This window comes from Halodesulfovibrio spirochaetisodalis (assembly GCF_001672295.1).
Taxonomy (GTDB): Bacteria; Desulfobacterota; Desulfovibrionia; order Desulfovibrionales; family Desulfovibrionaceae; genus Halodesulfovibrio; species Halodesulfovibrio spirochaetisodalis.
Genome location: NZ_JXMS01000041.1, coordinates 1 through 14,970 on the forward strand (window position 1 = coordinate 1; position 14,970 = coordinate 14,970).

General features: G+C 46.8%; 12 protein-coding genes and 2 rRNA genes. 10 read left to right on the forward strand and 4 right to left on the reverse strand.

Annotated features, from left to right (window positions below):
• Together SP90_RS16065 and rrf are read left to right on the forward strand one after the other, a co-directional pair.
• Window positions 1-1,218, forward strand: a 23S ribosomal RNA gene (locus SP90_RS16065); the annotation flags it as partial.
• A 120-nt stretch (window positions 1,219-1,338) separates the two neighbouring features.
• Window positions 1,339-1,453: ribosomal RNA gene (gene rrf / locus SP90_RS16070) — 5S ribosomal RNA — on the forward strand.
• Between the two features lie 91 nt (window positions 1,454-1,544).
• Here the strand turns inward: rrf and SP90_RS16075 are convergent.
• The gene (locus tag SP90_RS16075) at window positions 1,545-2,408 is read right to left on the reverse strand and encodes a LysR substrate-binding domain-containing protein (protein ID WP_066858745.1); all 864 of its coding nucleotides are present in this window, start codon (window positions 2,406-2,408) and stop codon (window positions 1,545-1,547) included.
• 110 nt (window positions 2,409-2,518) lie between these two features.
• Here SP90_RS16075 and SP90_RS16080 point away from each other — a divergent pair, with 110 nt between their 5' ends.
• The 3 genes from SP90_RS16080 to SP90_RS16090 all read left to right on the forward strand — a co-directional run bounded on the left by SP90_RS16080 (window position 2,519) and on the right by SP90_RS16090 (window position 5,836).
• Window positions 2,519-3,151: a LysE family translocator gene (locus SP90_RS16080; protein WP_157471366.1), complete on the forward strand. Its 633-nt coding sequence runs from the start codon at window positions 2,519-2,521 to the stop codon at window positions 3,149-3,151.
• 266 nt (window positions 3,152-3,417) lie between these two features.
• Window positions 3,418-3,948, forward strand: coding sequence for an Hsp20/alpha crystallin family protein (locus SP90_RS16085; protein ID WP_066858749.1), 531 nt, complete (start codon window positions 3,418-3,420; stop codon window positions 3,946-3,948).
• A 157-nt stretch (window positions 3,949-4,105) separates the two neighbouring features.
• On the forward strand, window positions 4,106-5,836 hold the full coding sequence (locus SP90_RS16090; protein ID WP_066858751.1) for a cation:proton antiporter: 1,731 nt from the start codon (window positions 4,106-4,108) through the stop codon (window positions 5,834-5,836).
• Here the strand turns inward: SP90_RS16090 and SP90_RS16095 are convergent.
• From SP90_RS16095 to SP90_RS16105, 3 genes are read right to left on the reverse strand one after another with little or no spacing between them, the layout of a single operon-like run.
• A complete protein-coding gene (locus tag SP90_RS16095; protein ID WP_066858752.1) occupies window positions 5,831-6,853 on the reverse strand; it encodes a glycosyltransferase in 1,023 nt (340 codons plus the stop codon). The two genes, SP90_RS16090 and SP90_RS16095, sit on opposite strands and share 6 nt — an antisense overlap.
• A gap of 46 nt (window positions 6,854-6,899) precedes the next feature.
• Entirely contained in the window at window positions 6,900-7,577 is a 678-nt protein-coding gene (locus SP90_RS16100; RefSeq protein ID WP_066858753.1) for a DUF47 domain-containing protein, read from the reverse strand.
• A 37-nt stretch (window positions 7,578-7,614) separates the two neighbouring features.
• Window positions 7,615-8,850 (reverse strand): inorganic phosphate transporter, encoded by a 1,236-nt coding sequence (locus SP90_RS16105; RefSeq protein ID WP_066858755.1) that lies wholly within the window; start codon window positions 8,848-8,850, stop codon window positions 7,615-7,617.
• 162 nt (window positions 8,851-9,012) lie between these two features.
• Between SP90_RS16105 and SP90_RS16110 the strand changes: the two genes are divergently transcribed.
• From SP90_RS16110 to SP90_RS16130, 5 genes are all read left to right on the forward strand, one after another.
• Entirely contained in the window at window positions 9,013-10,812 is a 1,800-nt protein-coding gene (locus SP90_RS16110) for an ATP-binding protein (protein ID WP_066858757.1), read from the forward strand.
• 454 nt (window positions 10,813-11,266) lie between these two features.
• Window positions 11,267-12,025 carry an ABC transporter substrate-binding protein gene (locus SP90_RS16115; protein ID WP_066858760.1) on the forward strand — a complete coding sequence of 253 codons (759 nt, stop codon included), beginning with the start codon at window positions 11,267-11,269 and terminating at the stop codon, window positions 12,023-12,025.
• A gap of 136 nt (window positions 12,026-12,161) precedes the next feature.
• On the forward strand, window positions 12,162-12,830 hold the full coding sequence (locus SP90_RS16120; protein ID WP_066858762.1) for an amino acid ABC transporter permease: 669 nt from the start codon (window positions 12,162-12,164) through the stop codon (window positions 12,828-12,830).
• A gap of 11 nt (window positions 12,831-12,841) precedes the next feature.
• On the forward strand, window positions 12,842-13,612 hold the full coding sequence (locus SP90_RS16125; protein WP_066858763.1) for an amino acid ABC transporter ATP-binding protein: 771 nt from the start codon (window positions 12,842-12,844) through the stop codon (window positions 13,610-13,612).
• Window positions 13,612-14,280 (forward strand): amino acid ABC transporter permease, encoded by a 669-nt coding sequence (locus SP90_RS16130; RefSeq protein WP_066858765.1) that lies wholly within the window; start codon window positions 13,612-13,614, stop codon window positions 14,278-14,280. Before SP90_RS16125 ends, SP90_RS16130 begins: the two co-directional genes overlap by 1 nt.
• The last annotated feature ends 690 nt before the right edge of the window (window positions 14,281-14,970 follow it).

The following is a 14,970-nucleotide window of genomic DNA, read 5'->3' on the forward strand; positions in this document are numbered from 1 at the left end:
CCCCGTAACTTCGGGATAAGGGGTGCTCTTTGTTGTTAGTTTCTTAGCGAAACAAAGCAACGGAGAGCCGCAGAGAAATGGCGGTGGCGACTGTTTACTAAAAACATAGGTCTATGCAAAGTCGTAAGACGACGTATATGGACTGACGCCTGCCCGGTGCCGGAAGGTTAAGGGGAGTTGTTAGCATTAGCGAAGCAGCGAACCGAAGCCCCGGTAAACGGCGGCCGTAACTATAACGGTCCTAAGGTAGCGAAATTCCTTGTCGGGTAAGTTCCGACCTGCACGAATGGCGTAACGATCTCCGCACTGTCTCAACTACAGACTCGGTGAAATTGAATTCGCGGTGAAAATGCCGTGTACCCGCAGCAAGACGGAAAGACCCTGTGCACCTTTACTATAGCTTGACATTGGGTTTTGGGCTAGCATGTGTAGGATAGGTGGGAGGCTTTGAAGCAGGCACGCCAGTGTTTGTGGAGCCAACCTTGAAATACCACCCTTGCTAGTCTAAGGCTCTAATCCTCTACCGTTATCCGGTTAGGAAACAGTGTCTGGTGGGTAGTTTGACTGGGGCGGTCGCCTCCTAAAGAGTAACGGAGGCATACAAAGGTTCGCTCAGACTGATTGGAAACCAGTCGTTGAGTGCAAACGCATAAGCGAGCTTGACTGCAAGAGAGACATCTCGAGCAGGAACGAAAGTTGGTGTTAGTGATCCGGTGGTTCCGCATGGAAGGGCCATCGCTCATTGGATAAAAGGTACGCCGGGGATAACAGGCTGATCGCGCCCAAGAGTTCACATCGACGGCGCGGTTTGGCACCTCGATGTCGGCTCATCACATCCTGGGGCTGAAGCAGGTCCCAAGGGTACGGCTGTTCGCCGTTTAAAGTGGTACGCGAGCTGGGTTTAAAACGTCGTGAGACAGTTTGGTCCCTATCTGCTGTGGGCGTAGGAGATTTGAAAGGACTTGCCCCTAGTACGAGAGGACCGGGGTGAACGAACCTCTGGTGGGTCAGTTGTCGTGCCAACGGCATAGCTGAGTAGCTACGTTCGGAAGGGATAACCGCTGAAAGCATCTAAGCGGGAAGCCTCACTTAAGATAAGATCTCCCTCTCATTTATGAGCTAAAGGACCCTGGTAGACCACCAGGTTGATAGGCTGGGTGTGTAAGGGCAGCGATGCCTTCAGCTAACCAGTACTAATAGTCCGTGAGCCTTATTTTTCTACACAAAATCATTCTTTTCCTCCCTATTAGATTAATATTTCAGGGTTAGCCCTTTGACGTGGCAGCAGGGTAAATACTGCTCGCCTTTCCAAAGAACTGACTGACCCGCCATATTTTTCTTGGTGGCCACGGAGGCTGGGGTACACCCGATCCCATTCCGAACTCGGAAGTTAAGCCGGCCATCGCCGATGATACTGCAGGGGAGCCTGTGGGAAAGTAGGTCGCTGCCAAGATTTATTTTGAAGACCGCGTTTCAAACGAAACGCGGTCTTTTTTTGTATGTACAGCTTTTCTTTAGCGACCTGCTTTCCCACAGGCGATATTTTATCCCATTGGAAGTTGTTCTTTTATCCACTCAGTAAACTTAATAAGCCTGTGGTCTACCTCAGGTGATGCATGTGAGAGTATAACGTATTCAAATTCTGTGGTTTGAAAGCCAAACGGGGCAACGAGTAAGCCACGGTCAATATCATCTTTGACCAGCGGCTCTGGGCCGATTGCTATTCCCATGCCTGCTGAGCTTGCCTGCAGGCTAAAATAAAAATGATCGAAAAACTGATTAGTTAGCTCTGAAATTTTAAAACTGGTAAGCGACTTCCAATCTTCCCAAGCTGTGGGGCGTGTTCTAGTATGGAGCAAATTCATATCGTTTCCCCTCGTCTTCTCCCAGTACGAGGGGCTACAAACAGGAGCAATCCGTTCATTACCTATTAGCGTTACATTGTATTTTTTAGGCCATGCAAAATCAGCCCTGCGGATTGCCAGATGAGCAGATTCAGCACACAGATCAATTGGCCCACCACTTGTGGATAAGTGAATATCAATGTGTGGGGCTAGCTCCTTGAATTCTTCTAATCGAGGCATCAACCAGCGCATAGCTAGCGACGGCTCACAAGAAACATATAGCTTGAACTGCTCAGAGTTTGTACGCACTTGTTCGCTTGCGTGTTCTAATTCTTTTAGAACTCGTGCAACATGTTTCGCAAAATAACGTCCTTTCTCCGTCAAATATACTCCACGACTTTCTCTATGGAACAGCTTTGTTCCAAAGTAGTCTTCAAGCTGCTTTACAGCGCGGCTTACAGCTCCATGAGTCAGGTTCAGTTGATGTGCTGCTTCCGTAAAACTTTGATACTTTGCTGCACTGTGAAAGCTGATTAAGGGACTTAGGGGTGGAATATTCTTCATGTCATCTTCCTGTGATTTTTTTTCACAGCTTATGTGAAAATGAATGGTTAGTCATTTTTAAATACTTCTTGTTAGATAAGGGTAAGTTATTCGTAAAAAAGGAGGATAATGTGAGTAATAGTTGGGAATCTAGTTTGGTTATGATTGTGATGGTCACGCTACTTGCAGTTATCAGTCCAGGGCCGGACTTTGCTGTTATCGTGCGGAATGGTCTGCGCTATGGGCGAAAGCTTGGCTTGGCAACAGCTTTTGGTATTGCGTGCGGGGTGATTGTGCATACGACATACACGCTGCTTGGACTAAGTTATATTCTTTCATCATACAGCTGGGTGTTGGAGTCGGTTCGATATGCCGGTGCTGCGTACCTTATCTGGTTGGGAGTTTCAGCCTTTCGACCGCAAAATGCATCTCTTGCACAGAACTGCGATACTGAAGAATCAGTCAATATTACCCACTGGGCAGCCTTTCGAAATGGTTTTCTATGTAATGCATTAAATCCGAAAACAATGATGTTCTTCGTAGCGCTTTTTACTCAGGTTGTGGCACCGGATACACCTCAATATGCCCAGATGGGGGTGGCAATTTTTATTTCACTGGCTCACCTCATATGGTTTTCATTTATCGTAGTGGCGCTGACTGATGAGCGGTCGGTAACGCTTGTAAATAAATGGAAGTATTCATTCGAAAAGGTTGTTGGTGTGTGCTTGGTGGGGCTGGGAGCAAAACTCGTTTTTGATGCGTAGTAGCACAGTCTGTGAATAAGCGATATGCCCGAGATATGGGCAGCCAGAAGCACTGCCTTCTGTGCGCAGAGCATTCATTACACTCTGCAATAGTTGAGAAGGCTCGCCTATAGGCAGTTGTCGCATGTTGGGCTCTCTTTATTCAAGCTCGTTGAGACAAGGTATATATCATTGGTTAGCATTGACTCATAAGCCTCTCTGCATATGATACTTGGAATTATGTTTTGAATCCAAAATTCTTTTACCAATCATCAATGGAGAGCATTATGGATAACAATAAACTTAATCCTTGGAATTGGCTTAAAAAAGAAGACGAACAAGAAAAAGAGTTGCCGGTAAAGCATAGGGAAATGAAACGACGTCATCGTGGGGGCAATCCATTACTGAACCTGCATGACGAGATTGATCGTTTGTTCGACAAGGCTTTTACTTTCGACAGAGAAGCATTCCCTATGGTTAAAGAGGGAGTGCTAAAGCCAGAGGTGGATATTTCCGGAACGGACACAGAGTATACCGTTACGGCAGAACTACCGGGTATGACTGAAGAGGATATTTCGATTGAAATGAAAGGTGACGCCTTAGTGTTGAAAGGTGAAAAGCGTCAGGAGAAAAAGTCCGAAGGAGAAGGGTACTACCGGGTGGAACGAACGTATGGATCGTTCCAGCGTGTGCTTACCGTTCCCAAGGATGCTGATGTAGATAATATTAAAGCCAAGTACAAAAATGGTGTCATTACAATTACGCTTCCTCGAAAAGCTGAAGCAATACAGGAAGCAAAAAAGATTGAGATTGCATAGGCAAATATTCAATTCAAGCCTCGAGGATACTCGGGGCTTTTTTATGCTTTCTGGTACGGGCTGAACAGAAAACAAATCCTTGGACTCCTGCGTACCCTCACTACAATGTGAGGTGGTGTGAACGTTTTTTTAGCAATAGGCAATGCAGGTTTGTACAATGGGAATTACAGCTGATCTGATAACCGTGATGCTCGCAGCTCTGTTGGGGGCAATCATAGCCCGTGCGCTTCGTCAGCCATACATACTTGGGTATATTCTGGGCGGAATGCTTGTAGGGCCTTATACCGCAGGTCCTACTGTTTCTGGAACAGGACAGCATAATATTGAGTTGCTGGCGAATATTGGGGTTGCCCTGCTGCTTTTTGCGCTTGGTTTGGATTTCTCCTTGAAAAAATTGAAGCCGGTACGAACCATTGCCCTGTTAGGAGCGCCTGTACAGGTCTGCATGACAATGGCTGCGGGATGGGCAATCGCCCATTATGCTTTGGGGTGGGAAAACATTCCTTCAGTATGGTTTGGAGCATTCATGGCATTTTCCAATACCATGATGATTCTGAAGACACTTGAGAATCGTGGAAAGATGGGTACGTATTTGAGCGCTGTAATTGTCGGCGTTTTGATTATGCAGGACATCTGTACCATTCCTTTGCTTGTTGTTCTTCCAGCGTTAAGCATGCCTGACGTTGGGCTGCTCCCCATTGTATGGGCGTTAGGAAAGGGCGTGTTGTTTCTTGCAGCAATGTTTGTTTTAGGAACACAGCTTATTCCGTGGGTTCTTTCAGTTGTGGCAGCCGCACAATCTCGTGAGCTGTTTATGCTTGCATGTGCAACTATCGGGCTAGGGGTTGGGTATGCAACTTTTTTACTGGGACTGTCCTTTCCTTTTGGTGCCTTTGTTGCCGGAGTGCTTATCAGTGAATCTGATTATGCTCGACAAGCACTTGGTGACATTGCGCCGCTGCGAGACCTTTTCTGCATGCTCTTTTTTGCTTCCATCGGAATGCTTATCAATTTTAGCTTCATTTTTAGAAATATTATTCCGGTACTCGAGCTGATAGCGGCTATTATTGTTGTGAAAGGCGTTATCTTTTGGTTGGTCGCTACGATCTTTGGAATCAGGCAGCAAAAAGCGCTGATGATGGGATTCGGAATGTTTTCTATTGGCGAACTATCGTTTTTGCTGGTGAATATTGCTGATGAAATGAACGTGATAACGTATCAACAGTCTGCTTTGATGCTGGCTGCAGCAATACTAACCATGCTTCTCACACCAGTTTCATTTGCAATAGCTCCGATGGTGTTCAGAATTTGCAGAAAGGCATTCCGTCTTGAGTCCGTTGAGGCGTCTTCCTATGCGTCAGGAAATAAACGTGATCATGTTATAATTATCGGGGCTGGGCGAGTGGGACTTGCTATCGCAAGTATCCTGACAGAATTTTTAATTCCGTTTGTCATTGTAGAGTACAACTTGCCCAAATTTCTTAATGCGAAAAAGAAGGGCTACCCAGCGGTGTTCGGTGATGCTGCCGTGCATGAAGTGTTTGATGCAGCAGATCCGGCTGATGCGCATCTCACCATTATTACGGCTCCTGCTACAACGGGCTGTTACCCGCTGATTGGAAGTATCCGTTCCCGCTATCATGGGATGGAGATTGTAGCCAGTGTAAACTCTGATAGTCAGGTTGAGCAGTTGAAAAAATGTGAAATTGATGTGGTTATCAATCCGGTTCTTGAAGCCAGTTTAGAAATGACGCGCCTTGCGTTGGAACATTTTGATATAGCGGACAAAGACGTGAACAGTATGCTCGCTGCCTACCGTATAAAGCAATATACTGCAGGAAGTTTGTTGCACTCTTTGGAAGGGGCAGGAATGAAGAAGGGGCTATGAGGCCAGAATATACTCTTTGCCCAGCTGGAATTCTTTTGTATGCATGAATTCTTCAAGCTGATCGTTTGCGTCATGCCCTGCAAGATAGGCAACGGCAAAGCACGGTTCCTTATCAAGTACATCTCTCCCGAATACTCGCCTTTCATTTACGATATTCCCGATTTTATTGGGATCAACGTCGATCCAGCCTGAAATTACAACGCCGTATTGTTCTAACATCAATGCCCGCTGCCTGCTGGTTTTGCCAGCGCCTATGACGTAAATCTTCTTTTCAGGTGAAACATTGTCATGAAGCCAGCTCGCTAGGTACGGGGATTTCATTTTATAGAAATTTTCTACAGTACATTGTTCTCCGGTACGAGAGAGTCTTGTCGGCGGGTCATTCCATACAACCAGCGTGGAAGGAAGCTTTGCTGCTTTTACGCCCACTGCCATCCAGCGGAGCCACAGTTCGTAATCTTCCGGTAAGTTGCCTGTGTTGTATCCCCCGTATCGCTGTACCAATTCTGTTCGAATCATAGTGCTTGGATGAGCGAAAGGGGCTTCCTGAAAACGTCGCAGTAAGATTTCCTCGGGTTCAAGAAGCGTGTTGGTCCAGTCGACATATCGTGCATATCCACCAGCTGTTTTTCTATCACCACCAAATTTTACTCTAGCTCCGAGTATGCCGATTTCAGGATGGCTGTTCATATATGCCACCTGAAGTGACAGGCGTTCCGGCATAGAATAGTCGTCCGCATCCATGCGGGCAATGAGGGGGGATGTAACTTTGGACATTCCAGTATTGGCTGCAGTGGCGACACCGGAATGCGGTATGGAGAAACCGCGCACTCGGCTGTCCTGCGCCATGTAGTGTTGAATGAGCTTGAGCGTAAAGTCGGTAGAACCGTCATCCACAAGGATGAGTTCAAAGTTGGTGAATGTCTGGGCGAGAATGCTGTCTACAGCAGTAGAAAGAGTAGCGGCGCCGTTATAGACTGGCATAACAACGGAGACAGCTGGAGAGTGGTTGTTCATAGGAGTATAAAAAAGCCTGCGATGCAGGGCATCGCAGGCAAGTGTTTTATCGTACGATCATAGCGCGCAGCATGTCACTGCAATTTTCTGCGTTATGGCTCATATCAAAGAGGCAATCTACAAACTTCATAAGCTGGTAAACTTCTTTGAAGTCACGCTTTAAGTCGTAGAGTTCTGCCATCAGATTTTGTTTCATACGGAATACATTACGCTGCTGCGCACGGATTCCACGGTAGTGTTCTTTTGTCTTCTGGCGGTTTTCAGACACTGTACCCTGAATAAGGTCAATGGTTGCCTCAAGCGCGTCTTTCAGCAGCTCAATTGTTTTAGCTACCTCGTAGAGGTAATCAAGAAGAAGCTTCTGCATGTCTTCTTCAATAGCGAGGCGGTGCATACCAAGCCAGTTGAGTGCTTCCTGACCGGAGTCAAGAATGTTGTCCTGACTGCGGGTGTAGTTGATGAACAGAGTCTTATCCACAGGCATGAACAGACCGTGTGGAAGGTGGTTGCGGATATTACGTTTAATTTTATCCGCATGGTATTCTGCTTCATCCACTTCCTGCTGCAGGGAGTAGAATTCTCTACAAGCGCCACCGGTAATGTAGCATTCCATGGACTCGTGGATAAGTCCCATACCTTTTTCAATCTGCCCGTAGTGCTCGAGCAGTCCGCTCATCGGAGTGCGGTCAGATAACATTCCAAAGAATGGAACGCGAAATTTCATTGCAGTTTCCTCCTAAGAATCTACCGATAAGAAAAGTTTACAGAATCGTCCACTTAAGCAACTGGAAAATAATAATACTGCTCAGTGCTGCAATAGGCACAGTAAGAACCCAGTAGAGAACGATTTTAAATAAAATTTGGAAGTTAACGGTACCAAAACCACGGGCAACACCAACACCTACGATGGAGCCAACAGATGCGTGTGTTGTGGAAACAGGCATACCGAGGTTGGAAGCAAGCAGTACGGTAGTTGCTGCACCAAAGTCTACGGCAAAGCCACGTGTATTGTTCAAGGTGGTGATTTTGGTGCCAACCGTTTCCATAACTTTGTAGCCTAAAATAGAGATACCGAGGGTGATACCAAGTCCACCGACGATAAGCAGCCAGATTGGAACTTCTGCACTGCTGAGCAGAGCATGGTCACGGGCGATCATGTAGATAGCAGCCACTGGACCGATGGCGTTGGCAACGTCGTTAGCACCCTGAGAAACTGCAACGTAACAGGAGGTACCCACCTGCATTTTACGGAACAGCCCCTCAACAGCTTCAGACTCTTCGTCTACTTTAGGGATAAGTTTATGGATAAACGCCCTGGAAATACACCAGAAAATTGCTGTTACAATAGGCGCAAGGTAGGAAGCATCCCACCATGTAAGGTGCAGACCTTTGCCGAACGGTGTCTTAAACAGGAATGATAAGAACACCAGAGTAAAGGTGAGTGCAATCCAGAACGGAGCCCACTTACGTGCCTGCATCAGCATCTGGCTTCGGAACAGGATTCGTTTGCGGATTGAAGAGAAAATAAGTCCTGCAATCATAGCACCGAAGAGCGGCGAAATAATCCAGGAAAGGACTACAAAGCCCAGTTTTCCCCAGTTAACCACTTCCGGCCCGCCAACAACAAAGCCAAAGCCGAGAATAGAGCCGACAATGGAGTGAGTGGAGGAAACAGGAAGTGCAGTGAGAGTTGCAACAAGAACCCAGAGCCCCGCAGACAGAAGTGCTGCGAACATACCGATCATAAGGATCTTAGGATCGGTGATCATCTCCGGGTTGATAATTCCCTTTGAAATTGTCTTGGTAACCTGAGCACCAAGAAAAACTGCGCCTGCGAAGTTAAGGACACCCGCAATGAGCACAGCTTGCTTAACGGTAATGGCTTTCGCACCAACAGCAGATGCCATGGAGTTGGCAACATCGTTTGCGCCGAGGTTGAACGCCATCATAAAACCGGCCAGTACAGCCAGTACAAGGAAAACAGTATATATATCCATACTTTTGGAGATTCCGAATGTTTTGTTTTCTTTCGCAGCACACCTACGCTCGAGAGCAGGCTGAAAAAGGCCACACTATTGTCAAAATCAATTCCGCACCGTACTGTCGCGATGTAACATAACAGTCATACAATTGCCACAATGTAACGGATAAGAAATGCCATGAACAACTACTCCATCCGTAACAGGCTGTTAACGGGAATGTTCCTCCTGCTGATGGTCGCCCTGATTCCTCCGTTCTACTATTTTGATTCATCATTACGTACAGATATCCTACGTGATGCCAAAGATAGAGCGGTTACCTATCTGAATACAGTCGCTTGGACGACGCACGAAAACACTTTTTCCAGTATACAGGAATTTGATACCTGGTTGAAAGATCTTTCACGGCATTTGAAAGTGCGCGTAACCTACATTGTTGACGGTATGGTTGTGGCAGATACAAATGTTCCGTATGCAGAAATTGCACAGTTGCCTTCCCATGCGAAGCGACCGGAAGTCCTGACCGCATTGGAAGGGCAGATCGGCGTTGAAGTCCGCTATTCTACGACAATTCAAAAAGACTTAATCTATGCAGCTCGAACAGACATAGGGCAAGGAGTTATTCCTGCCGGTGTCCTGCGTGTTGCTATTCCTGCATCTTCGGCAAGCGAACGGCTGAACAGGCTTGAAGCCGGTATGCTTTGGGTTTTTATCTTTACGACATTCGGTACGGTTCTTTTCGGGTATTTAGTAACCCGACCGTTTCTTGTTTCTATCCGAAGATTGGCCAGCGCTGCTCAGGCCATTGGTCTCGGGCAATATCAGCGAAGAATCCGAACGTACCCGGGGACAGAGTTTGAGCCGCTAGTAACTGCGATTAACGACATGGCGCAAAATATTGAAATGCACCTTCGGATGGTGGTTGATCAGAAACATCGTCTGGAGGCGGTGTTCGACGGCATGACTGAAGGGGTTATGGTGCTGGACGAGCGGGGTAAAATTCACTCCTGCAACAGTGCGTTGATTTCTATGCTGCGCTGTGCTGATGGCTGTGAAGGCAGAACCGTTATTGAAGCAACCATGCAACCGGACTTACAAAAGGCGGTTGATGATATTTTAGGCTCTCCAATTCCTAAGAACTCCAGTCTGGTGCTGGAATTACCGGATTCCGTCTATATTGCTGTGAATCTCGTGCCGTTCCGTGACCGGCAGGAAGCCCGTAAAATGGTGCTGGTGTTCCATGATGTCAGCGAACGTGAACAGCTTGAGCGCGTACGGCGAGATTTTGTGGCGAATGTATCCCACGAACTCAAGGCTCCGCTTACCAGTATTAAAGGGTATGCAGAAACTCTGATTGATACACCGGAAACTCCGCATTCTACAGCTGTGAAGTTTCTGACGACGATCCTTCGCAATGCTGATCACATGACAAAGATGGTTAACTCGCTGCTTGTCCTTGCCCGTTCGCAACATAATAAAGACAGCAGCCAGCTGACAGCCGTAGATGGCGGAGCAGTCGTTGAGCAGACTGTTCGTGACATGATGCCTGCGGCACAGGAAAAGAATATTACCCTGCAATACCATATAGAGCGCAGTGATATTTCAGTGACCGCAGATTCAGACGGATTATCGGAAGTGCTGCGTAACTTGGTAGATAACGCGATTAAGTATAGCCCTAAAGATTCCACCGTTTCTGTGGGATTGAGACTTCGTGACGGGCTTGCTGCATTCAGTGTTCGTGATGAAGGCTCAGGGATTCCGGCTGAAAGCCAGAATAGAATTTTTGAACGGTTCTATCGGTTGGAAAATGAGGAATCACCTGTCGCTAAAGATGGCAGTGCCGGACTTGGACTGGCCATTTGCCGTCGCATTATTCGCTCGTACGGTGGAGATATCTGGGTGGAATCTCCAATCAATTCAGACACGGGTACCGGAGCTGCGTTTATATTCACACTGCAAAAGGCAGGTAAGCTGCAGTAATTTTGTTTGAAAACGCTGAACCTTGGTTCCGTGTTTAGAATAAGTGATTTGATAGGCCGCCGTGTTTAGGACACGGCGGCTTTATTTTATTGAGAGCAGGGGTAAAAACGTTGAAGTGGCGCAAAAGTGTTGCCAGTCGCGGGGCAAGTGCATAAAAGGAGGCGGAACCTCCGGTGAGGCAGTATTCACGTGATACTCAGTAACTACATTTTTCCTAATTGTAATTTGATTTAATATATTGAAATTAAAGAAATTATATAAGTGCTAGATAGCATTGCTTTTGCAGGTGCCGTTCTATGTGCATCAAGCTGATTTTGCAAAATTGTCTATTTCGTGGTTGCGAGTAGAACCACTTTCTGCTAGCCAAGATAGTTGTGGGTTATTGGGGAAAGCAAATGACTTAGGATATCATTTGCTCACGTTGCTTACCTGTCTTGCTAGAAGGAAGAACAAAATGCTTAGAACAACACGTGTGCTTATTGCAGCACTTGGTCTGGTTTTAATGTTCGGCACAGGAGCGTTTGCAGAAAAAACATACGTTAATGGTATTGATGCAAACTACCCTCCTTTTGCCTATGTTGATAAAAATGGTGAACCAGCCGGCTTTGACGTAGATTCCTTGAACTGGATTGCCAAGAAGCTCGGTTTCAAGGTTGTTCATAAGCCTATGGAATGGTCAACCATCGTACAGAGCGTTCTCTCAAATAAAATTGATATGGTTTACTCCGGTATGACTATTACTCCAGAACGCGCTGCTAAAGTGAATTTTTCTCAGCCTTACTACACCGTTGCTAACGTCTATGCTGCTAAAAAAGGTTCCGGCCTTACTGTAGACAAAATACAGCACGATAAAGTACGTCTCGGTGTGCAGTCCGGCACCCCGCAGGTTGAATGGCTTAAAGAACATATGGGCAAAGAAGGCTGGAACTTCACCCTTAAGTTCTATGACTCTGCTCCGCTTGCATTCCAGGACATTATGAACGGTCGTATTCAGGCTGTAGCTATGGACGCTGCTCCTGTTAACGATGCGATTGGTCGTGGACTGCCATTGACTGTTATTGACACCTTTGGTGACCATGAAGAATTCGGCGTTGCTGTAAACAAAGACAATGCTGAGCTTCTTGAGCTTATCAACAAAGGTATCAAAATGCTGAAAGCTGACCCATACTGGGAAGTTCTCAAAGAAAAGCATCTGAAAGGTGGCAAGCACTAATCGGCTTCTTGCCCATTCATAAAGATACTGTTTCAGCTGAGGGCGTGTTCCAATTTACGCCCTCAGCTTTTTTATTGCGTGCTACTAGGCACACCTAAGGAGGATGGGCATAGCCGGAAGGTTTGTCCGATAGTATATGCTAGAACAGTTAGCAGTAATTTTAGACGCGCTGCCGTACATATTAGAAGGTGCGCTCGTGACGTTGGGGATTGTCGGTGGAGCCATGAGCCTTGGTTTGGTCATGGGTATTCCAATGGCAGTTGGCTTGGTCTACGGGCCTCGGTTCGTTCGCTTCATTCTGGGATTCTATGTCTGGTTTTTCCGGGGGGTGCCGATTCTGACGCTGATGTTCCTTTTCTACTTCGGCATTTTTGATCTGCTTGGACTTAACTTGTCTGCGCTTGCTGCCACCTCTATCGTGCTGGGTATGACAAGTGCTGCGTATCAGTCACAAATTTTCAGAGGTGCAATTGAGTCTTTACCGCAGGGGCAGCTTAAAGCTTCCCGTGCACTTGGTATGTCTGACATGCAGGGCGTCTGTACCATTATTCTCCCGCAGGCTTTGCGGTTGTCTATTCCGGGATGGTCCAACGAGTTCTCCATTATTCTTAAGGACTCTGCTCTGGCATACGTTGTAGGTGCAATGGATATGTTTACCCGTACGCACTTTGTTGCGTCACGAACATACGAGCACCTCACGCTGTTTATTACTGCCGGTGCAATCTACTTTATGATTACGTTAGTAGGCGTAAAGCTCCTGCTGGCACTTGAAAAGAAAGTCCGTATCCCGGGCTATACCTCGTAAGGAATATACACATGCCAAGTGAGAACAATACCCCGATTCTGCAGATGCAAAACATTTGTAAGACTCTGAGCGGGAAAGAAATTTTACGATCTGTTTCTCTCGATATTAATCGCGGGGAACTTAAAGTGCTCATCGGGCCGTCCGGTGCAGGTAAGTCTACATTCCTCCAGTGTATCAACTACCTTCTCATTCCAGAACAGGGACAGATTATCCTTGAAGATACCGTGGTAAATCCGGGTGTCAAAAAAGACCTCTACAACTACCGCCAGCAGGTAGGAATGATCTTTCAGGACTTTAACCTGTTTGACCACCTGACTGCGCTCGATAACGTTGCTATTGCATTACGTAAAGTAAAGGGCATGAGCAAGAAGCAGGCTCTTGAAATTGCACGTAAGGAACTGGATCGTGTTGGTCTTTCTGATAAAGGCGATTTGTATCCGGCAGAGCTTTCCGGTGGACAGAAGCAGCGTGTGGCTATTGCCCGCGCACTTGCCATGGAGCCGAAAGTGCTTCTTCTGGACGAGCCTACCTCAGCGCTTGATCCAGAGCTTGTGGGTGAGGTGCTGTCTGTTATTCGTGATCTTGCCAAAGAAGGGCTTACCATGATTATGGCAACACACCAGATGGACTTTGCACGCGCATTGGCAGACGAAATTGTATTCATGCAGCAGGGCGAAATCATCGAACGCGGTTCTCCGGCAGCGCTTCTTAAAGAAGGCTCCGGCACACGTACTGCGGATTTCTGTAATAAGCTCTCTGACATGTGCGAGGAGCTTGACTAGTGGATCCGTTTTACACTGAACAATTGCTTCCTGCTGTAAACAGGGGGCTGCTGATGAGCGTCGTGCTCATTGTTCCATCCGCTATCATGGGACAGTTGCTCGGCATTGGTGTCGGATGTTGTCGTGTGTTCGGCAACAGGCTGGTTCAAAAGTTGATGGACTTCTATACATCACTGTTCCGCGGTGTCCCGTTGATGGTGCAGCTTTTCATTCTGTACTATGGACTCCCAAAAATCGGAATCTATCTCGAGCCAGCTGAGGCCGCTATCGTTGGCTTTACCCTGTGTAGTGGGGCATATAACTCAGAATATGTTCGCGGAGCCTTGCTTTCCATTCGTGAAGGTCAGTTAAAAGCAGCCGCAGCTTTAGGAATGAGTAAATTTCAGACCGTACTTTGGATTGTGGTGCCTCAAGCATTTCGCAGGGCATTACCGGGCTGCGGTAACGAAGTAATCTATCTTATTAAGTACTCTTCGCTTGCGTACATCATCACCTGCATTGAGTTGACCGGTGAGGCGCGCGGCATTGCTGCCCATACATTCCGCTTCACAGAAGCATTCATGGTTGTTGGAGCATACTACCTGTTCTTGGTAACCATTGCCGGATGGCTTTTGAAGAAATTTGAGCAGCGTTTGTACATTCCGGGGTTTGGCGTAATTAAAAGCTAACCCGATCTATTTAGTACTATTAAAAAGAGTGAATCACACTGTGGTTCGCTCTTTTTTTATGCCGCAAGTCATCTTTTGTGTCTCCGACGGGCAGGCGGGCGTTGCCCCCTGCACCCCCACAAGGGGACGCGTCCCCTTGACCCTGATTATATGCGAGTGAGTTCGTTTTTTGCGATATTGGAAGCCGCAAACACGTTGCCTTTTAAATCTTAAACCTAAAGGGATGGAAGCGATTATGTGGACTCTCCCTTTTATTAATGAAAGAGAGTGGAGGATAAGCCGTGAGGGTTGTGTAAAGACGGAAGGGCATCGCATATAAAGGTTTCTGGAGATTTTTAAGAATCTCTTGCAAGAGGTTCTTAAACCGCCGGAGGCATAGGTCTCCACTAGGCAGATAAACGTGCACCAGCGTCTTGATGAGAGACTTTGGGGGAAAAGTACTGAGCCTCAACGGTTTTGCAGAAATTGGTCTAACCATCCGTCACGTTGTGGAAAAAAGAATGCAGAAAAATTAAAAAAGGTGTTGACGAAGGAGGTCAAAAACCATAGAACCGCCTTCCTCGCTGCGGAAAAGCAGTTTTCCAAAGCGGGGCAGTTCATTTCCAGATCGGTAAAACCTGAGTCGTCAGACGCTTCGAAAAAAGTTTTTTAAAAAACTTTCAAAAAGAGTTTGACAGCGGAAAGAGGAAA